The sequence below is a fragment of the Marivirga arenosa genome (genome assembly GCF_030503895.2).
In the GTDB taxonomy this organism is placed as follows: domain Bacteria; phylum Bacteroidota; class Bacteroidia; order Cytophagales; family Cyclobacteriaceae; genus Marivirga; species Marivirga arenosa.
Genome location: NZ_CP129970.2, coordinates 1,243,936 through 1,264,861, shown reverse-complemented (window position 1 = coordinate 1,264,861; position 20,926 = coordinate 1,243,936). Strand labels below are relative to the sequence as shown.

Annotated in this window: 13 protein-coding genes; 8 read left to right on the top strand and 5 right to left on the bottom strand. The window is 32.9% G+C overall.

The window, feature by feature from the left end; genetic code table 11:
• The first annotated feature begins 12 nt into the window (after positions 1–12).
• Positions 13–2,064, top strand: a complete 2,052-nt coding sequence (locus QYS48_RS05560) for a HAMP domain-containing sensor histidine kinase (protein ID WP_308357868.1) — start codon at positions 13–15, stop codon at positions 2,062–2,064.
• Here the strand turns inward: QYS48_RS05560 and QYS48_RS05555 are convergent.
• The 3 genes from QYS48_RS05555 to QYS48_RS05545 form a co-directional block, all read right to left on the bottom strand.
• Positions 2,054–3,601 carry a hypothetical protein gene (locus tag QYS48_RS05555; protein WP_308357867.1) on the bottom strand — a complete coding sequence of 516 codons (1,548 nt, stop codon included), beginning with the start codon at positions 3,599–3,601 and terminating at the stop codon, positions 2,054–2,056. The genes QYS48_RS05560 and QYS48_RS05555 overlap by 11 nt on opposite strands.
• A gap of 57 nt (positions 3,602–3,658) precedes the next feature.
• Positions 3,659–4,687 (bottom strand): ferrochelatase, encoded by a 1,029-nt coding sequence (hemH, locus tag QYS48_RS05550; RefSeq protein WP_308357866.1) that lies wholly within the window; start codon positions 4,685–4,687, stop codon positions 3,659–3,661.
• A 66-nt stretch (positions 4,688–4,753) separates the two neighbouring features.
• Positions 4,754–6,979 carry a GAF domain-containing protein gene (locus QYS48_RS05545; protein ID WP_308357865.1) on the bottom strand — a complete coding sequence of 742 codons (2,226 nt, stop codon included), beginning with the start codon at positions 6,977–6,979 and terminating at the stop codon, positions 4,754–4,756.
• 113 nt (positions 6,980–7,092) lie between these two features.
• Here QYS48_RS05545 and QYS48_RS05540 point away from each other — a divergent pair, with 113 nt between their 5' ends.
• From QYS48_RS05540 to QYS48_RS05520, 5 genes are all read left to right on the top strand, one after another.
• Complete coding sequence (locus tag QYS48_RS05540; protein WP_308357864.1) at positions 7,093–8,520, top strand: DASH family cryptochrome; 1,428 nt, start codon at positions 7,093–7,095, stop codon at positions 8,518–8,520.
• Between the two features lie 116 nt (positions 8,521–8,636).
• Positions 8,637–9,398 carry a triose-phosphate isomerase gene (gene tpiA, locus QYS48_RS05535; protein ID WP_308357863.1) on the top strand — a complete coding sequence of 254 codons (762 nt, stop codon included), beginning with the start codon at positions 8,637–8,639 and terminating at the stop codon, positions 9,396–9,398.
• A gap of 25 nt (positions 9,399–9,423) precedes the next feature.
• On the top strand, positions 9,424–10,269 hold the full coding sequence (gene prmA / locus QYS48_RS05530) for a 50S ribosomal protein L11 methyltransferase (protein ID WP_308357862.1): 846 nt from the start codon (positions 9,424–9,426) through the stop codon (positions 10,267–10,269).
• Positions 10,266–15,080: a hypothetical protein gene (locus tag QYS48_RS05525; RefSeq protein ID WP_308357861.1), complete on the top strand. Its 4,815-nt coding sequence runs from the start codon at positions 10,266–10,268 to the stop codon at positions 15,078–15,080. Before prmA ends, QYS48_RS05525 begins: the two co-directional genes overlap by 4 nt.
• Before the next feature lie 28 nt (positions 15,081–15,108).
• A complete protein-coding gene (locus QYS48_RS05520) occupies positions 15,109–16,491 on the top strand; it encodes a dipeptidase (protein WP_308357860.1) in 1,383 nt (460 codons plus the stop codon).
• Between the two features lie 51 nt (positions 16,492–16,542).
• Here QYS48_RS05520 and QYS48_RS05515 read toward each other — a convergent pair whose 3' ends face one another.
• Both QYS48_RS05515 and QYS48_RS05510 read right to left on the bottom strand, forming a co-directional pair.
• A complete protein-coding gene (locus QYS48_RS05515) occupies positions 16,543–17,583 on the bottom strand; it encodes a sodium:calcium antiporter (RefSeq protein WP_302103208.1) in 1,041 nt (346 codons plus the stop codon).
• Between the two features lie 114 nt (positions 17,584–17,697).
• Positions 17,698–18,987, bottom strand: coding sequence for a hypothetical protein (locus tag QYS48_RS05510; protein WP_308357859.1), 1,290 nt, complete (start codon positions 18,985–18,987; stop codon positions 17,698–17,700).
• 222 nt (positions 18,988–19,209) lie between these two features.
• Here QYS48_RS05510 and rbfA point away from each other — a divergent pair, with 222 nt between their 5' ends.
• Together rbfA and QYS48_RS05500 are read left to right on the top strand one after the other, a co-directional pair.
• Entirely contained in the window at positions 19,210–19,599 is a 390-nt protein-coding gene (gene rbfA, locus QYS48_RS05505) for a 30S ribosome-binding factor RbfA (protein WP_302128010.1), read from the top strand.
• A gap of 18 nt (positions 19,600–19,617) precedes the next feature.
• Complete coding sequence (locus QYS48_RS05500) at positions 19,618–20,844, top strand: ABC transporter permease (protein ID WP_308357858.1); 1,227 nt, start codon at positions 19,618–19,620, stop codon at positions 20,842–20,844.
• Positions 20,845–20,926 lie beyond the last annotated feature (82 nt).

Sequence of the window (20,926 nt, the reverse complement as noted above, 5' to 3'; positions counted from 1 at the left end):
TCATATAATTATATGTCTGCAATTGATGAAGACGGGATAGTTTATTTTGGAAATGAAAATGGATTATTAGAATTTGATGGTACACATTGGCAATTATATAAGACCCCAAGTTTCACGCCTATCACTTTTCTAAAAATAGTAGAAGATAAAATATATACATTCGGAAAAAATAAGTTCGGCTATTTTCAAAGAGATAAATCTGGATATATGAGCTATCATTCATTAAATGAAAGGATGCCAGACAATAAGGAAATACCTTATATTTCTAATGTAGTTCAATTTGAGGGAGATACTTATTTTAGTACTGATAGTTCCCTCATAAAATGGGACGGGGAAGTATTGAATAGACTGAATATGGGGGCTAATTTGACGATGTACGAATTTGAGGATAAAGTATTACTTTCCTTTGCAGGTGATAATGGCGGATTGGCTTTTTTAAAAAATGATACAGCTTCTTTAATTAATTCTGATTTTAAATTTAGTAATGATTATGCCTGGGAGTTTTTAAGACAAAATGATAGCAACTGGCTTATTTTTACTTCCGAAAATGGCATCTATAATTTTAATCCTGATACATATGAAACCTCGGAGTTTCAGGGCGAAATAAATAATTTTTATAAAAAGGATAGTACCTTTCTTTATTCTGCCGAAAGAGTGTCTGATTCTCTTTTTATAACGTCCAGCTGGGATGATGGATTACAACTATTTAATGCAAATGGAGATATTATTAAAAGACTTGATGATAAGTCTGGCATTTTGTGGAAATATAATACCCATTCAACATTAGATAATAGAGGAAACCTTTGGTTAAGTACTGGTTTTGGTGTGCAGTATCTCGAATTTTATAATCCCGATAAAAAATCGAATTTTAAACCAGAAGCTAAGGTTAGATTCATTAAAGCTGGCGATAGCTCATTATTTGTCCGCGATTCAAGTCATATTTTATCCGTTTCTGTTGATAAATCGAATTCATTAGACTTTTATTTTTCAGTGCCTGGATTATTCACAAAGGATTTAAAATTCTCCTATTATCTTGAAGATTTCGAAGAGGATTGGTCCGATTGGACAACCAATTCTCGAAAGGAATATACCAACTTACCAGGAGGAACCTATACCTTCCATTTAAGAGCTAAACACGTTACTCAGGAAAATATAGATATTAAACCCTTTAGTTTTAAATTAAAAATTCCAAAAGCTTGGTATGAATATCCAATCAGCTATGTTGCGGTTGGTGCTTTACTAGCCTTATTAATTTTTGGTTTAGTAAGATATAGAACACATCGCCTAAGCATCACAAATAAAAAATTAGAGCAACTTGTAAATGAACGTACATCTGAAATTGAATCACAAAAAGAGCAACTTCGTGCCGCCAATGAAGAACTTAAAACTATTAATAATGAGTTAGATAATTTCGTTTATCGTTCTTCTCATGATTTAGTTGCCCCTTTGAAATCTTTGAGAGGACTTATTACAATAGCAGGCATGACCGATAATGTGGATGAAATAAGAGAATATTTCAGACTCATGAATATTAGTATTAATAAGCTGGAGGAATTTATTAGAAGCATTATGGATTTTTCAACTAATACTAAAAAGCCTCTTGAAATGAAGGAGATCAGCATGGATACTATCTTGGATAGTATAGTAGAAGATTTGAAATTTTATGAAAATGCTGAGAAAGTTGAATTGATTAGAGCTTATGACTCTGATTTTATAATCAAGACTGATGCAAAAAGACTAAATATTGTATTAAGCAACTTAGTTACCAATGCATTAAAATATCATGATTTCAAGCAGGATGATGCTCCATATATAAAAGTAACTGCTAAGAAGAAGGACAATAACTACATCTTAGAAGTTGAGGATAATGGTTCTGGTATACCTAAAGAGCATCAAAGGAAAATATTTGATATGTTTTACAGAGCGCATGAGGGTATTGAAGGCTCTGGTTTAGGTTTATACATTGTAATGGATACTTTAAATGTTTTAAAAGGTAAAATCGACTTAAAATCTAAAACAAGAGTAGGAACCACCTTTAGAATTGTATTACCACTTATTGATTAGATTGACCGTCAATTTCTTCATCTAAATCAAGTAAATTTTTAAGATTAAAAATCACCTTGTCTAATTCTTTTGCGCATGTTTTAAGATGCTTAAGAACTGTTGGATCAATTTTCCCATCTTTTGACAACTCCATTACGTTTATTAAACCCAATACATTGGCAACCGGTGCTCTTAATTTATGTGAGTTATAGTAGGTGAATTCTGCTATTTGCCTATTTCGTTCATTTAATTTTTTTGTCCTCTCTATTACCCGGCTTTCCAAAGTAGAATTTAACTTGTTCAATTCACTGTTTACTTTAGCAAGAGCCAATGATTTGGACGATAGTTTTTTCTGTTTGTCTTCAATTTCTTCCTTCTGTTTCTTTAATAATATATGTGCCTCCCTTAATTGGTTTCGATTATTTCTTAAGTAGATGATCAAAATAATTGATACTATTAAGATTAGACTAATGAAAATAATCATTTGAGTTCTGAATTCAATTTCATTCGCTAATTCAGCCTGCTCTAGGGCTAACCTATAGCTTTCATTTTCTTTTTCAGCCAAATTATATTGAATACTTAGTTCGTTGATTTCAGCTCTTGACTCTGCATTATAAATTGAGTCCTTAATTTTAAGATATTTATCAAAGTAATATACAAGTGAGTCTTTAGTACCAATTATTCCTTTTAAATCAATTTTTGTTTGATATATTCTTAAAAGAAGGTCTAATGTGTTAATAGTTAGAGCTTCCCTTTCAGCTGTTTCTAAATATTGATTAGCCAGTTGAGATTTTCCTGTGATAATGTATGCATTAGCCAGTTCAATTTCACTCTCAATCATACCTCTTTTATAATCAGAATCTGCCCAATAAGTTCTACTTTTTTCCAAGTAATAAATTGATGAATCAATGGAGTTAAGCTCCCTATTAATAATTCCTTTGTATAAATGAATAAATCCTAAAGTTCTACTTTTAGCATCAGGCTTATTTAGTACTCTATTTAAGTAATAGTTTGCGCTATCATAATTTTCTTTGAGCATAAATAACTGACCTAAATTGACCAGTATTAATTCAGGAGATAAAGAATCATTTTCTTGTACTTTATCTAAGGCTTCACTAATAAATTTAGCTGATTGAGAATAGTCTTTTTGTTTTTTGTAGGTCTCACCTATATTATTAAGCATTTTAATAACTTCGGTTGTGTTGTTTTGTGCTTCGAATAGTGAGAGTGCTTCAAAGTAAGCTTTTAATGCGGCATCATAAATTCCTTGAAGCCAATAAAAAGCTGCTTTTCTTTTTAGAGTGTAAGCTAAGGCTTTTTTATCATCGCTATTTCTTAATTGAGACTCTAAATTATTGATTAAGTAAAGAGCTTCAGAGGGTGAGCTTTGATATAAATCATTAATTTCATCAAGATATAAGTCTATACTATCGCCTGTTTCATAAGCGATTAGATTTATATCATTTTCTTCATAGCTATTATTTTGTAAAGCCTTTAGATCAGTTACAAACAATAGAGGGAATAAAGCTAATAATACGTATTTATAATGATGCTTCATATTCGAAAAACATCATTAATATAGTTAAAATTATTACGTATTTTATCCTAAACCAGACTAATTTTTTAAAACTAAGTCCTTTAAGGTTAGTACCCAATCCTTGTCATCGTTAAGGCTTTCAACCAAATCCCATCTTTCCCCACCGGCTTCTTCAAATTCTTCTTTAAATTCTTCACCTACTTCAATGGTAGTTTCTAAGCAATCAGCCACGAATGCGGGTGAGTAAGCTAAAACCGATTTTTTACCTTCTTTAGCAAGATCTTTCAAAACATCATCGGTATAAGGCTTAATCCAAGGATCATTCCCTAATCGACTTTGAAAGGTTACAGTATAATCATCTTCTGATAAATTCAATTCTTTTGCGATCAATCTTGAGGTTTGAAAACACTGAGCTCTATAACAGAATCGGTTTTTATCATGATAAGCATTACAACAGCTGCCTAATTTACAATAATTATCAACAGAGCCTTTCCTGATTTGTCTCTCAGGCAATCCATGATAACTGAATATAACATGGTCATATTGATGTTTATCAAGATGTCTTTTTCCAATTTTAGCGAAGGTTTTGTAGAAACCAGGTTCTTCCACAAAAGTACTTATGAAGTTGATTTGAGGGATGATTTGCCATTTTTGTACTATTTCCATCACCTTATCGTGAACAGAACCACTCGTTGCAGATGCATATTGAGGGAATAATGGTATTACAATAATTTTGGCTACTTTTTGATTCCTTAATTCTTCCAAAGCACTTTTAATACTTGGGGATTGATATCGCATGCCAAGTGCCACTACATAATTATCGTCTAATTCTTCTTGAAGCATATTAGCAACATCTTCGCCATAAAATTTAAGAGGAGAACCTCTTTCAACCCAGAGCTTTCTATATTCTTTAGCCGATTTTGGCGCCCTGAAAGGTGCAATAATCAGATTTACTAGCATCCATCTGAATATAAAAGGGAAATCAATCACCCTTTTATCCATTAAAAATTCTCTTAAATATTTCCTTACATCTCCTGTTTTGGTAGAATCTGGCGTACCCAAATTAACTAACAAAACTCCTGTTTTGCCTTGATTTGCTTTGTTCATATTGCGGTTAATAACCTAAATGGAAATTATATGTTTCCTGAAATTTCAGTTTTTTGACTGGAAATATTAAAGTCCTAAATCTTTCTTTTGTTTTTCTAAAGAAGCTTTTAATTCTTGTTCTGTCTTCTTAAGCTTATTTAACAAAGTGTTTCTAAGTTCTTCTTGATATGATTTTAGGTCTTCGATATTTCTATTTTCAGATTTTTCAATATCTGAATTGATATTTTCAAGTTGCTTTAGTAGCTCTTCTTTTTCTTTTATGAGTTCATTCGATTTCTCAACAATATCGGTGACATCTACAATAAATTTGAAAACTTTTACGGGTTCACCATTCGTGTTTCTTACATCTGAATATGCTCCTTTAAGATATTTCTTTTTGCCTGTTTTTGTATATCGTTCAAAAACCCCAGTAACTAATTTTCCATTTGAAATATCCTCTCTAAACTTTTTATATTCTTCACTTTTAGCATATTCAGGACTAACGAAAATTTGATGGTGTTTACCCTCTAATTCATCCATTTCGTATTCCATCAAGTTTAGGAATGTTCTATCAGCTGAAACGATATGTCCCGAGGGTTTGAATTCAATAAATGCCAACCCACTTTTCTCAATAGACTGCATCCTTTCATTACTTTCGCCTTGAGAACGCTCCATTTCCTCCTGAGTGGCTTGAAGCTCTTCCATATTTTGGCGCATCTCTTCTTCTTGAGAACGCATCTGTTCAGTCATTTCTTGAGACTCAGCCAATAATTTATTGGTTCGCTCATTAATTTTTACTGATTGTACAGAGGATGCAATATTTTCACCCACATCTTCAATGAATTTTCTTTCGTTTTCATTGAATTCCGTAAATGTTCCTAATTCAATAACTCCATATACTTTTTCATTGGCAATTAATGGAACTATGAAAATACTTTTAGGAGTAGCGTTGCCAAGCCCAGAAGTAATATTAATATAATTCTTAGGCAGCTCTTTTAAGTAAATTGATTGTTTCTCTAAATATACTTGTCCTACAAGTCCTTGACCTGGTTCTATGGTTTTCTCTAAGAATTTTTTTCTATCATATGCATAAGTGGCAGTAAGCTGAAGCCTAGGATTATCTTCATCACTATCATCTACAATAAAAATGCTTCCTTGGTTAGCTTCTAAGTAATTTACCATAAATGTGATAACGTGATCACTTAATTCACTAATATTATTGTTGAATTTCCTTAAGATATCACCAAATTCAGCAGTGCCTTTATTGGTCCAGTTTCTAACTCTTGCTTCTTCAGATACATTCTTCAAGCTTTCTCTCATTTCTGCTAAAGATGTGCCTATATCGCCTTTATTATTAAAAACTGATATGTTACTATCAAAACTACCTTTGCCTACTTCTAAAGCAAAGTTTTTCACATTTGATAAGTTTTCCGATAATATGTGAATTTCTTCTAAGATAATATCAAGCTCATCATTGGTGTGTGCTTTCGTTTCAGGAATATTACCTTCACTGAGAATCTTCACTTCACTTTGAAGCGCATCAATACTGTTTTTAATTTGGTTTCTAGCGTATCTGAAAAGTATCAAACACAGAATAATGGATATTAATACTATAATCAATTCAGAAATTAAAAATCTATCTCTAGCAGAATAAATTTCATCAGCAATATCTAAAGCTTCTTGCTCTAAATTAACATAGAGCTGACTGGAAAGATCATCGAATTCATCGCTTAAAGGCTTTACATTTTCAGAAAATAATTGAGCATTCTGATTTCCTCCTGAACTTTGATTACTTAATTCACCATCTATCCAAGTTTGAAGGTCATTGGTTCCATAAATAGTATCACCTGCTAAGTTAGGATAGTCACTTATATAAATATTGGTGGTGCCAGAACTAAAGCTTGCATTATTAATAGCTTCTTCTTGCTTGTTTTTTATTCGGTTAGCTAATCGGTTTATTTTTTCATAGAGAATAATATTTTCGGGGTTTGACCAATTTGTTACTAAAGAATCTAAGCTATCTTTCGCTGCTTTAACTTCTTTATTCCATATTTTATTGAGCTCTTGTTTGGTGGTTTCACTCCCGCTTAATAAGTAATTTTGAAATGAAATATTAGAATTGCGGATTCCGCTCTTATAGGCATCAACATATAATCTTGAAGGTTGCTTATTCTCTAGAACATCAGTTCCTTTTTCTAAAATTCCAGAAATTTGTGAAAGCGTAATTAAAACAACAATTACAATAAGTAAGGCCATGCTACCATAGCCAATAATCATTTTACTTTTGATGGAATTGAAATTTATTTTCTTCATGGGAATGCGCTCAATTTTCAGAAGGTCAATTTATCCTTTCTAAAGCTAATTAAAAAGCTTCAAACATAAATTTTGAGCAATTGGTTAGCATCACATATAAAATTCAATACTAAATGGCTAAAAAGTATCAAAAATCATTAATCTGGTTCAGGAGAAACTTAAGACTTGCCGATAATGAAGCTTTATCGGAGGGAATTAATAATTCGGACAATTATCTTCTACTTTACATATTTGACGAAAAAGAATGGCAGAATAATCCTTTAAACAGTAGAAGATCTTCCGATATCAAACTTAATTTTCAATGGGAAGCAGTTAATAATTTAGCTCAAAATATAAAATCAAAAGGCGGTGAAATTCTGATTCAAAAAGGAAAGCCTGAAGAAATAATCAAAAGGCTTTTTGAGGAGCATGACTTTGATGCACTTTTTGCTCCAAAAGAATCTGGAACAGAAGAAAAACAAGTAGAAAGTACTATTGAGGATCTGTTTTTAAAGCAAAAGGCAGTAGTCAATTTTTATGCTCAATCTACTCTTTTTCATGAAGAAGATATTCCATGGCCGATTGGTAAACTGCCAGATATTTTTACTCAGTTTAGAAAAGAAAACGAAAAGCAAACCAAAGTAAGGGAGCTATTCGAAACACCAGAAGATTTTAAAAGCTCTATCCAAGTTGAAGTGGATTTTAATTTTGAAGAATTAGAGATTAATCCAGTTCAATTTGATTCCAAGTCTGCTCTTGATTTTAAAGGCGGAGAAGACCCAGCATGGGAAAGACTTCAACAATATTTCTGGCAAAATGACCAATTAAAAGAATATAAACACACCAGGAATGGACTAATTGGAGAGAGTTATTCATCAAAATTTTCCCCATGGCTGGCTTTAGGGTGCATTTCTCCAAGATCAATATATTTTGAGGTTAAACGCTATGAGAAGGAGCGGAAGAAAAACCAATCTACTTACTGGCTAGTATTTGAATTAATCTGGCGAGATTATTTCCATTTTGTATTGAAAAAGTTTGGGGATGACTTATTTAACAAAGGTGGAATTAAAAAACTAGACTCAAAATGGAAATGGGATTTGGAACTTTTCAATAAATGGAAAAATGGTGAAACGGGTGTTCCTTTTATTGATGCTAATATGCGAGAACTTAATGCATCAGGTTTTATGAGCAATAGAGGAAGACAGATTGTGGCCAGTTTCTTAGTGAAAGATTTGGGCTTAGACTGGCGAATGGGGGCATGGTTTTTCGAGCATCAACTAATTGATTATGATGTTGCAAGTAATTGGGGGAATTGGGCCTATGTTGCAGGAGTAGGAAACGACCCTCGAGAAAATCGATATTTCAATATATTAAGTCAGGCAAAAAAATATGATGCTAAGGGCGAATATATTAGACATTGGATTCCTGAATTAAACCAGATTGAAGGGTTTAATATCCATAAACCATCATTACTAAAAGAGGAGGAAATGATAGGTGAGGGTCTTGATATTCCCGAAATTTATATGAAACCAATAGTAGATATGAGGAAATGGGAGTATTAAATATTTTAACTTGATCCTATTTATTACCTAACTGCTACTTAAACTGCTATCGCTTAGCTTTATGCTTAAAACTTCTTATTTTTGTTTTTTAGCTGAACCAAAATAATCAGAACAAAATGAGACAAAAAATAGTAGCAGGAAACTGGAAAATGAATAAGACTTTATCAGAAGCTCAATCTTTAACTTCTGAAATTGCAAATATGGTTGAAGATGAAGCTCCATCTGATGTAAAAGTTATTATTGCACCGCCATTTCCATTTATATATGCTGTTCAAAACTTAATTCCTGAAATGGGTAAAATAGTTTTAGCAGGTCAAAATTGTCATCAAGAAGATTCAGGTGCATTTACTGGAGAAGTTTCAGCTCCAATGTTAAAATCTTTGGGTGCTCAATATGTTATTTTGGGTCACAGCGAAAGAAGAGAACAATTCTCTGAAACAGATGAAGAACTAGCTCAGAAAACTAATAATGCCCTTAAAAATGATTTAAAAGTTATTTTTTGTTGTGGCGAGCCTTTGGATATCAGAGAAGCTGATACTCAGAATGATTATGTTACAAAGCAACTAACCAATAGCTTATTTCATCTTTCAGAAGAGCAATTTAAAAATATTGTAATTGCTTATGAACCCATTTGGGCAATTGGGACTGGCAAAACAGCATCATCAGAGCAAGCTCAGAATATGCATAGAACTATCAGAGACCATATTGCATCAAAATTTGGACAAGCTTTAGCAGACGAGACTTCAATTTTATATGGTGGCAGTTGTAAGCCAGATAATGCTCAAGAGTTATTCTCTCAAGCCGATGTTGATGGAGGATTGATTGGCGGAGCATCTCTAAAATCAAGAGACTTTACAGATATTATTAAATCATTTTAAGAATTAATACAGGCCATAATATTAAATGAGTTACATTTCATTGGACGTGAGTTGCCAAGAAGATTTCATAGAAGTTTTCATGGCGGAATTAGCTGAAATTGGTTTTTCTACTTTTCAAGAAAAGGAAGATGCTACTGGTTTAATGGCCTATTCTGAAGAAAATCAAATTATAGAAGCTTCTCAAATTGAGGAGCTTTTTGCAAAGTATAAAGAGTTTACGCAAGCTTCATATCAGCTAGGTAGTGTTGAAAAAGAAAACTGGAATGAAGACTGGGAAAAGAATTATGAACCTATCGAAGTAGAAGGAAAAATTTTGGTTCGTGCTAGTTTTCATCCTCCTAAAGAGGGTTTTCCTTTTGAAATAATTGTAACGCCTAAAATGTCTTTTGGAACCGGGCATCATGAGACGACCTACCAAATGCTTAATTTAATGTATGAGATGGATCTAAAGGATTTAAATATATTAGATGCGGGTTGTGGTACTGGAATATTAGCCATTTTTGGAGGTTTAAAGGATGCTAAGCATTTAGATGCTTATGATATTGATGAATGGGCAGTTGATAATACAAAAGAGAATTTTTCGTTGAATTCTATTGATGAAAATAGCTATAATATTTGGCAAGGTGAGGTGGAAAGCATACCAAATCAGCAATATGACCTAATCCTTGCAAATATTAACAAAAACATATTACTAGAAGATATACAATATCTTCAGAAACATCTAAGCGATGAAGCTTATCTCATGTTAAGTGGATTTTATGAGAAAGATGTTAAAGATATTTTAAATGAATGCGACAAATATTCATTAAATCTTGTTAAACAATCATCAAGGAATAAATGGTCAGCATTATTACTTAAGAAAAACGCATGAAGTCTTTTTTGATTTGCATATTGGTTCTATTTAGTTTCACATTCTCCTATGCACAGGATGATGAGAATACCGATGTAGTAAGTACGCCAAATTTTTTGCAAACTGTTCAGCTTGATTTGTCAGAATTAAAATCTGAAAAAGGAGAAAGCGTTTCCTTGTTTTTCCAAAACTATTGGAACAAACCTAACTTCTTTACTAAAGCAAATAAGGATTTAATTCATGAAATCTATAATCGAATGCGAGAGGATAATCTTTCAGTAAAAGATTTCCGATTACCTTTTATCAGCACCCTTTCTGGCGCTTCGTCAAATCTTAAAGATCCAGCAAAAGCAATAAACTCCTTTCTTGAAATAGCAGAAAAAGCTTATGATGAACTTGATAATAATCAGTTTAAAGTAATATTAAATAAGGCTGAGCAGATACTAGAAAAGAAGGCAATTTATTACAGCCGATATTATCAAGTGGCTTTTAATGGAGGTAGTGTTAGTTTTGAATGGGATAAAGAACCTGAACAAATTCCTGTGGAAGAAACCCCAGTAGAAGAAGCAGAAGAAACTTCAAGCGAATGGGGTTCAGAATCAAATGATGATTGGGGGAGTAGTGAGGATGCATGGGGGAGCAGTGATAGCTCTTGGGGAGATGATAGCTGGGGAAGTGAAAATAATGAATCAGCAAATAATTCAACCAGCACAGAAGAAGATGAAAGTATCGATTTAACAGCTGTTGCTGAACCCATGCCCATATTAGAAGGTCCTGTTGTGAAATTAAAAAATATTAATCTTAGATTTTTTAATACGGTTGATTCCATAAAAATTAATGGAGTAACGGGGAGTTTAGAATTGATAGGGAACACTTTTGTTGCTGAAACTGGAACTTTAACATGGGAACATTTAGGAAAAGATCCTAAAGAACTCAATGCTGAATTCTCAGATTTTACTTTTGAAGTGAATGAAAAAGAATTTTCAGCTGAGCAGGTTACGCTAAATTACCCTGAAATATTGAGTGAACCAGTTAAAGGATTAATTGACTTTAAGGTTGAAAATAATAGTAATGGAGAAGTAAATCATCCATTCTTCCAGTCTTATAAATCAGGCTATGATTTAAACTTTGTGAAAAAAGAAGGGCTGTATCTTAAAGGTGGAATTACGGTAAAAGGTACTACTTTAACTACAGCGGCAAATAATAAAAACTTAGGAAGTTTGGAACTTCAAGGTGCTGCTGTTAAAAAATTCAGGGCAGAATCAAGAGAATTTATTTACAAGGATAGTAGTTTTTCATCCGATATAAGTAGCGTTTCAATTTACCAAAGAAAGGATTCTATTTACCATCCTGGTTTAACCTTTAGTTATGATATCAATAATAACTCAATTAATTTATTAAAAAAGAAAGGAGACTTTAAAAATACTCCATTCTACGCAAGTTATTTTAATATGGACTTTACAGCTGATAAATTGACTTGGGATATGGATACCACTATTCTTGATATATCAATTTTAATTGCAGGAAATCGAGTACCTGCACTATTCGAATCAGCTGAGTATTATAATGAATACCGATATAGTAGCCTTTCAGGTTTATATAGATTTCATGCCTTACAAGTAACTGTAAATTACAGTAGAGAAATTAGGTCAAATGATTTCTACTTAAATGAAATGGCTGATTATACGAAGATAGAAGAAAAGAAATTAAGATCAGGAATGAAGCTACTAATGCAAAATGGCTTCATTAAGTTTGATATTATAAGCGGTAAGATAGAGGTTCTGGATAAGGCATACCATTATGTTGATTCCAGGTGGGGAAGAAAGGACTATGACAATATCCAGATTACATCTGTTGCATCAGGTTTGCCCAACGGAAAACTGAATTTAGACAAAGGGACTTTAGATATTGTTGGAGTTGAAGAATTCATTATCAATGATAAACTTGGTGTAAGTGTTGAGCCAGATAGTGGGAAAGTTGTGTTGAGGAAAAATAGAGATATTCAATTTGATGGAATTGTTTACGCTGGAAATTACCAATATATAGGGGAAGAGTTTAGAATGGATTATGATAGTTTCCTTATTTCGATGCCTCAAATCGATAATATTAAATTTAATTTAGCTACTGATGACGACAATAAAAGATCGAATAAGGAGCAAATTCAAAACCAATTAGTAGAAACTGCAGGTGTACTATATATTAATGAGCCCAATAATAAGTCAGCTCAAAAAGAATATCCGAAGTATCCAGTATTTAATGCTACAAAAGGAGCTACGGTTTATTTCTTAGGAGAAGAAATTCTTAATGGAGTGTATGATCAAAGCCTTTATTTCATAATTCCTCCTTTTGAAATTGACTCAGTAAGTAGTAGTGACCCTAATTCTATTGCCTTTGATGGTGTATTCCACTCAGGAGATATTTTTCCAGAGTTTGAAGAAAAGTTAAGAGTAATGCCTGATAAATCTTTAGGTTTTGATCATCCCTTACCAGATGAGGGGATTGACCTTTTGGATGGTGAAGCTACATTCTATGGTAAGATTAGACTCGATAATCAAGGCTTAAGAGGGGGAGATAGAATTGAATATCTCAGTTCAACCATACGATCTGAGAACTTTACTTTCTTTAAGGATTCAATTACAGCTGTGGGAACTTATGCCACAATTGATCCAGGCAATTGGGAAGGAGTATCTTTTCCTCAATTAGAGATCGCAAATTTTGATATGCGATGGTTAACCGCCAAGGATAGTTTATATATGACAAATCGATCTGATCCTTTTAAAATGTATAATGAAACAGCTTCTCTGGAAGGCCGGACTATTATCTCCAAAAAAGGTCTTTTCGGTGAGGGAGATATGACCACAAGAGGTTCTAATACAAGCTCAAAAGAATACAGCTTTAAAGAGGATGGATTCTCTGCACGACATGCAGCCTTTAGAATTGAATCAACTGATACAATACCAGCCCTTTCTTCAGATGATGTTAGATTAGATTTCGATTTTGAAGCTAATACTGCAACTATCAATCCTGAAATTGAAGGGGATGCGGCTTTAGATTTCCCTTATGCAAGCTACAAAACCTCAATTCCATCAGCATTGTGGAAGCTAGATGAAAAAGTGGTGGAAATGACCAAGCCTGCTGATATTAATATTAGAAATTCATATTTCTATTCAACCAACCCAGATCAAGATTCATTGGTGTTTAATGCAACTAAAGCAGTTTATGATATAGAAAGTCAAGCTTTAAATGTTTCAGGAATTCCTTATATAACTGTAGCGGATGCAAATATAACACCAAGTGCAGGCGAAGTAATTATTGGGGAAAATGGAGAAATCAACAAATTATATAATGCTACTTTAGAATTGGACACTCTAACAGGATACCATAACCTTTATGATGCTGAAATTGAAATTGCTTCAAGAAATAAGTTTTCTGGAAATGCAACTTATAGATATGTAAATTCAGTTGGAGATACATTTTCTATTAAGATGGGCGAGTTTAGCTTAGAACCCATTCCTGATGCTTCCAAAAATGACAAGCAATTAAGAACTGTTTCTTCAGGTGTGGTTCGTAAAGAGGATAGATTGTTGATGAGCCCAGGCATGTTTTTCAAAGGAGATGTAACCATGTATGCAGATAAACCTGCATTGGAATTAAAAGGCTATATACAACCTGATCTAAGAGATATTCCTAATTATGATACTTGGATAGCTTATACCAGCGATGGTAGCGCAAAAGAAGTAGTCATTGATTTTGATAATAGTACTACTGAAATGGGTGAACCACTTCAAGCTGGTATTCATTTCGATAATGTCAGCAATCAGTTGTATGCTACTTTTATGACTGAAAAAAGAGACTTTACTGACGCTGATTTCTTTAAACCTTCTGGTTTATTAACCTATAATGCAAATGGAAATCAATTCGTAATTGAAAGTAAAGGTAGAAAGTCAGGAACATCCTATGCCGGTAAATATTTTGCCTATAATGAAGAAGATCAAAAGTTGGAATTTGAAGGGCCATTCAAGTTCATGAATAGTAGAAAGGAAGCCGAGTTTAATTCAGCGGGTTCAGGATCAGGAGATTTATTAAATCAAGAATTTATTTTCAATTTGATGATGACTGTTGAGTTCGACTTGCCAAATGGGTTTACTCAAATCATCGGAAATGATATGATAGAAGTGATCCAACGTTTAGGTCTGCCAGAATCAACAAAGGATTTAGATAGACTGCTTCCAAAACTAGCAGAAATAGCTGGTAACTCCGCTGCTAAGAGATATGAGGAATACATTTTTAATGAATACATTCCATTACATGCCTTATCTTCAAATTTAACCAAAACGCTGGTCTTGAATAATTTGGATATGAAATGGTCAGACATGGAGCAAGCTTGGTATAGTGTAGGTAAAATTGGTTTTTCAAACACTGGTGCTCAGGATATAAATGCTAATGTTGATGGATTTGTAGAACTTCAAAAGAAAGAAATGGGCTCTGCTATTAAATTATTTTTACAAGTTTCGCCATCATGTTGGTATTTCTTCCACTATGAACAAGATAGACTCATATTCTTCTCTTCCAATGCTGGCGCAAATGATTTAATAACTAAAAAATCGAAAGCTGATAAAGCAAAATTTGGAGAGTTTGTATTCTTAACCGGTGATAAATCAGAAGTGATTAGTTTTATAGAAGAATATAGAAGAAAATATTTCGATATTGATGCTCCTTATTACTTAGAGATGGCGAGTGAAGCAAGTAGTGGAGCAGCGGCACCAGTAAATAGTAACCCAACTCCAACTCAGGAGCCAACTCCTGCTGAGGATGATGACGATGGATTTTAATTGAATATTTGGATATAAATTTTAATAAATGATTACGAAAGAGGAAACAGGAAAATACTTACAACAGAACAAACAAAGATTTTTAGACGAGCTATTCGAATTGCTTAGAATTCCTAGCGTAAGTGCAGATCCTAAATTTAAAGCAGATGTAAAAAAGGCTGCTGAATTTATGAAAGCTAAGTTTGAGGAAGCGGGGGCTGAAAATGTGGAAGTTTGTGAAACAAAGGGGCATCCAATTGTATATGCGGATAAGATTATAGACCCTAACTTACCTACTGTTTTAGTATATGGTCATTATGATGTTCAACCTGCCGATCCTTATGAATTATGGGAATCAGAGCCTTTCAACCCCGTAATTAAAAATGATAAAATTGTAGCTAGAGGTTCGGCTGATGATAAAGGTCAAATGTACATCCATGTGAAAGCATTTGAAATGATGATGAAGAATGGTGGTGTACCTTGCAATATCAAATTTATGATTGAAGGTGAGGAGGAAGTTGGTTCTGAAAACCTTGAGGTATTCATAAAAGAAAATAAAGAGAAGCTAAAAGCTGATGTAATTGTTATTTCGGACACTTCAATGATTGCTAATGATCATCCATCAATGGCAGTTAGTTTGAAAGGATTAAGCTATTTGGAAGTTGAAGTCACAGGGCCTAATAGAGATTTACATTCAGGTGTTTACGGAGGTGCAGTTGCCAATCCAATCAATGTATTATGCAGAATGATTGCCTCCCTTCAAGATGAGAATAAAAGAGTAACTATTCCTGGCTTTTATGACAAAGTATTAGAACTTACTGCTGAAGAAAGAGCTAAAATGAATGAGGCCCCATTTGATTTAGGGGACTTTAAAAAGGATTTAAATATTGAGGATGTAGAAGGTGAAGAATCTTATAATACTTTAGAGAGAATGGGAATCCGTCCTACTTTAGATGTAAATGGAATTTGGGGAGGATATACAGGAGAAGGTGCAAAAACAGTATTACCCTCAAAAGCAAATGCCAAAATTTCAATGCGTTTAGTTCCGGATCAAAATCATTATGAAATATCAGAATTATTCCAGAAACATTTTGAAAGTATTGCTCCCAAAAGTGTGAAGGTAAAAGTAAAACCTCATCATGGAGGTATGCCATATGTTACCCCAACGGATACCGATTCTTATAAAGCAGCAGAGAAAGCGTTTGAAAAGGTTTGGGGTAAAATGCCAATTCCTACTCGTGAGGGAGGTAGTATTCCAATCGTATCTTTATTTAAGGATATATTAGGCTTAGATAGTATCTTAATGGGATTCGGTTTGAATTCTGATGCAATACATTCACCTAATGAAAGTTTTGGAGTTGAGAATTACCTTAAAGGAATTGAAACTGTAGCTTTGTTCCATCAATATTTTTCAGAATTAGATAGAAAATAAGTATTTGAAAAAATACTAATTGGTAGAGCCTGCTTTTAAAGCGGGCTTTTTTTATTTAATCACTATTGAAGTAATGCCTATGGTTTCGAATATCATCCAGATCACGAATAGAACGTAAAGGCCTAATAATACCATCCCCTCCCATTTAACTAAGGCTAAGTTAGTTCTTAAGAAAATGAACATTATAATGGTAATTATTGCTAGGAATAGCATTAAAGGTGCAGCTACTGTAAAATTAACTATTGCAGAACCAGCTATTAATACCCCCACTGGAACTGCGACTAGCAAATCAAAAATATTGCTCCCTAATACATTACCCAAGCTAATTGATCCTTTAAATTTCTTTGCAATTTTAATGCTTACCACTGCATCAGGAATGCTGGTTGCGCCAGCTACAATTGTAATACCCCAAATGAAATCAGGAGTATTAAAGAAATTGCCTAAGAAAATTGCACCACTAACTAAGCCTTCCACACTGGCTACAATTAATACTAAGCTAATAATAAGTTTAATCCAGTCCTTTCGGATATTTGTAATTTCCCTATCAACACCAAGAACAGCTCTTTTTCCATGATCCCTTCTATAATCACGAGTTTCCATTCCCTGAATGAAAATGTATAATATATAAAAGAAAATTGGAAGGCAGGCAATCCATCTAGTCATATTCCCTTCCATATTTCCTGCTGTTATATTTACTGGATAGTATATATAGGCTAAAGCAAATGAAATGAATAATACAAAAACTGAAATTATGTAATATTGGGTGTCTTTGTATATCAAGCTAAGATCTGCGGGCATTCTTTTTACCATCACGGCTGAAATTCCTGGAATTACAAGAATGTTAAAAATCGCTGAACCTACTATAGCGGATACTCCTAAATCGAATTTACCATGAAGTAATGTTGATAAAATTGTAGCTGCTAATTCAGGGAAACTTGACCCTACGGCCGTTATAATTGTACCTTGAATAAGTGGAGGTAAATGATAATAATCAGAAAGTTTTTCAGACGATTCTTCTAGGAGACTACCGCCTTTCCATACCGCCCATGTGGAAATTGAAATTATTCCAATATAAAGTAATAGTTCTCCCATATCTCCTGTCAAATATGAGCAAATTCAAATTCTAAAACAACACTGTACTTTAAATTCAGATTAAAAATATGTACTGACGGTTATATTTAATATCACTCTGTATATATTCCCAAATTAATTCTGATTAACTCTTACAAATAAGTTGTTACTAATTTGTGTATAGTTATTACTATCAATGTTAAGTCTATTCTGAATTGAAACGAAATACCCAGATTGATCAATAATGATTTCAGGTTGATTTGATTTAATATCATTATACAGAGTTATCATCCTTTCTTTTTCATTCATATCACTTAAAATTTTCTCACTTAATTCAGGATGATAAAAGCGAGTGGATATTGATTTAGCATTCATATAAAGGCTTGTTTTTCCGCCAATAATCATAGCATCTTTATCAAGAGTTGCTCTAGCATATATAGAATTTTGAGCTTTTAATTTGTTAAAATCACCTGACTCATGCAGTGATGTGTTTTCAAAAAACAATGCATAGTTTGTAGAAATTAATAAAATGCTAAAAGTTATGGTAAAGATTTCTGCTCTAACTTTTCTTTTAAATTGTAGTATTAAATGGATAGTAAAAAATGCGAAAGAAGGAACGAATAATAATAATTCAAACGGAGCCTGCTGCTCTGAAATCCACCACCCTCCAAATGCAGCTAAAAACATAATAAACATCACTTGCTGCACTCTTAATTGGTAATTTGTAAATCGAGTGGCACTAAAAGTTTTATATAGCGCAAATAGAAAAACAATTGAAGGTATTGCTGCAATAATAAGGATTGATTGCAGGTTTATAACTGGCTGTATGGAACTAAAGAGGTTGAATTTTATCCATTGTGATAACAATTCATCTAATCCTCCCTGCCAGTAAAAATAAATGAATACTAGCATAAAAGGGAAAAGAAAGCCATAAAGAAATAATAGATATCTTCGAATCACTAAACTTGTAAGTAAAGCGAATGATAAGATTGTTGCAATTAAAAATACAACTGAAGGCAGATAAAAAAGCACTGCTATTCCCATAAAAAAACCCGTTTTTAAAATGGTGGAATCCTTCAGTTTATTTTCAATACGTAAATAGATATTATCTAAAACTAATAAAATAAAAGTTAGACTTATTAAAGCTGGCGATAAAGTGAAAAAGTCATAGAATACCAACATTATTAAAGCATAAATTAATGCGGGTATATAAGAGTTTTCATTATATGCTTTATTTCGAAGCATAATATTATTAAATAATGAAAACTGATAGGTAACCAATAAAATGGAAAGTATTTGTAATAAAAGAATTGACCTACCCCCGATAGAACTTATTAGCATATACATCCAGGCGGCAAGTGGTGCGATCGGGCTTACAAGGTCTTTATATAAAACTTTTCCCGTGCTTAAACTTTCTCCAATCATTAGCCAATTGATTTCATATACCAATGGCTCAGACCCAATAAGATAAGGCAGCCGTATTAAAAATACTGCTAAAAAAAGAATCAGTAAGCGGTAAGGGTCGTTTATACGGAAAAATCCTAACAATTCTATTGGGTTTTGTTTGATGTTCGATTGCTAAATTAGGCGATTAAGCACAAATTGTATAAAATATCATGCATATTTGTAAAGAAATTAAAGAATAATATGGCCTCAGGTTCAAGACAGAAAAAATATTCCAGTTTATTACAGAAAGATTTAAGCGAGATATTCCAAAAACAAATGGCAAATGCTTTTGGTAAAGCCTTTATCACCATAACAGATGTGGAAGTTTCTCCAGACTTAAGCTTTGCTAAAATTTATTTGAGTTTGATGCTTTCTGATAAGCCTAGTGAAACTTTAGAATTAATACAAGCTAAGAAAAGTGAGATTCGAAAACACCTAGGGAATAGAATTGGGAAGCAAGTACGAATCATTCCTGAATTAGCCTTCTTCATGGATGATACTCTAGAAAGAGCGAATAGAATTGATGATATATTATCTAAATTGGATATCCCGCCTGCTGATGAAGAGGACGAAGATGACCAAGATAATTAATGAATCAAAAATAGTATTTTGAAGAATCTTTCATTTTTTATAGCAAGACGTTATTTCCTATCTAAAAAGAAAAAAGGATTTATTAATGTGCTTTCTATTATTGCTATGGTAGGAGTGGCAATAGGAACTGCTGCATTGGTTATTGTTTTATCCGTTTTTAACGGTCTTGAAGACTTAATTCGATCATTATACAGTTCTTTTGATGCAGATATAAAAATTAGCCTGAAAGAAGGGAAGTTTTTTGAATATGATGAGGAATTAAAAACTCAAATTCAAAATATTGAAGGCCTTGCCACGATAGTTGAAGTGGTAGAAGACAATGTATTAGTACGTTATAATGATGGAGAGTCAGTAGTGAGAATGAAAGGAGTATCTCCTGACTTTGAGAAAAATGCTGAATTAAGAAATCATATTACAGAAGGTCAACTTAAACTCACCGAAAAAGAACAGAATTTTGCTGTGGTGGGTCAAGGTATTCGATATGATCTATCGATAAATTCAAGAAATAATTTTCTGGCATTACAGTTTTATTATCCTAAAAATATTAGTCCTGGTAGATCCAATCCATCCAGTATGTATAATTCCGGAATACTAATGCCTGCAGGTGTTTTTGCAATTGAAAAACAGTATGACGAAAAATACATATTTGTTCCGTTACGGTTCGCACGAAATTTAATAGGAAAAGATAATGAGTGTACGTCTTTAGAAATCGAATTAGAGGATGGAGTCTCCGTCAGTGAAATTCAAAACATACTAAAGAGAAAATTAGGGGACAGCTTTGATATAATGAATTCAGATGAGCAACATGCTTCTCTACTTAAAGCCATCAAAATTGAGAAATTATTTATCTATCTAACTTTCAGTTTTATACTAGCCGTAGCTTCGTTTAATATTTTCTTTGCTTTAACAATGTTGGCTTTAGATAAAAAAAGAGACATAAGTATTTTGTTTGCGATGGGTACACCTATAAAAACCATCAGGAATATTTTCTTAAAAGAAGGGGCTATAATATCCCTGTCAGGAGCATTAACAGGAGGGCTATTTGGGTTTATCATTTGCCTACTACAACAGGAATATGGATTGATATCCATGAATATGGCGTCAGCAGTGCAGGAGGCTTATCCAGTAAAAATGATAGCCACAGATTTTATTTTTACGATGTTGAGTATTGCAATTATTACAATTTTAGCTTCATTCAAACCAGCCCAAGTAGCTGCGAAGTCAGTAGAAATACAGCGTTTGTAGTAATTAATTGTAAAAATCATTATTTGTTCCATCCTATTTTATTAAATTTCAATTCTGATTTTACTAAAAACCTAACGTTAAT

Excerpts from the sequence above, each read along its gene's own strand:
- rbfA (WP_302128010.1), top strand. The coding sequence starts at position 19,210 with ATGGCCTCAGGTTCAAGACAGAAAAAATATTCCAGTTTATTACAGAAA.
- hemH (WP_308357866.1), bottom strand. The coding sequence starts at position 4,687 with ATGAACAAAGCAAATCAAGGCAAAACAGGAGTTTTGTTAGTTAATTTG.
- QYS48_RS05555 (WP_308357867.1), bottom strand. The coding sequence starts at position 3,601 with ATGAAGCATCATTATAAATACGTATTATTAGCTTTATTCCCTCTATTG.
- QYS48_RS05560 (WP_308357868.1), top strand. The coding sequence starts at position 13 with ATGTCTGCAATTGATGAAGACGGGATAGTTTATTTTGGAAATGAAAAT.
- QYS48_RS05515 (WP_302103208.1), bottom strand. The coding sequence starts at position 17,583 with ATGGGAGAACTATTACTTTATATTGGAATAATTTCAATTTCCACATGG.
- QYS48_RS05525 (WP_308357861.1), top strand. The coding sequence starts at position 10,266 with ATGAAGTCTTTTTTGATTTGCATATTGGTTCTATTTAGTTTCACATTC.
- QYS48_RS05545 (WP_308357865.1), bottom strand. The coding sequence starts at position 6,979 with ATGAAGAAAATAAATTTCAATTCCATCAAAAGTAAAATGATTATTGGC.
- QYS48_RS05540 (WP_308357864.1), top strand. The coding sequence starts at position 7,093 with ATGGCTAAAAAGTATCAAAAATCATTAATCTGGTTCAGGAGAAACTTA.
- prmA (WP_308357862.1), top strand. The coding sequence starts at position 9,424 with ATGAGTTACATTTCATTGGACGTGAGTTGCCAAGAAGATTTCATAGAA.
- QYS48_RS05510 (WP_308357859.1), bottom strand. The coding sequence starts at position 18,987 with ATGATTGGAGAAAGTTTAAGCACGGGAAAAGTTTTATATAAAGACCTT.
- tpiA (WP_308357863.1), top strand. The coding sequence starts at position 8,637 with ATGAGACAAAAAATAGTAGCAGGAAACTGGAAAATGAATAAGACTTTA.
- QYS48_RS05520 (WP_308357860.1), top strand. The coding sequence starts at position 15,109 with ATGATTACGAAAGAGGAAACAGGAAAATACTTACAACAGAACAAACAA.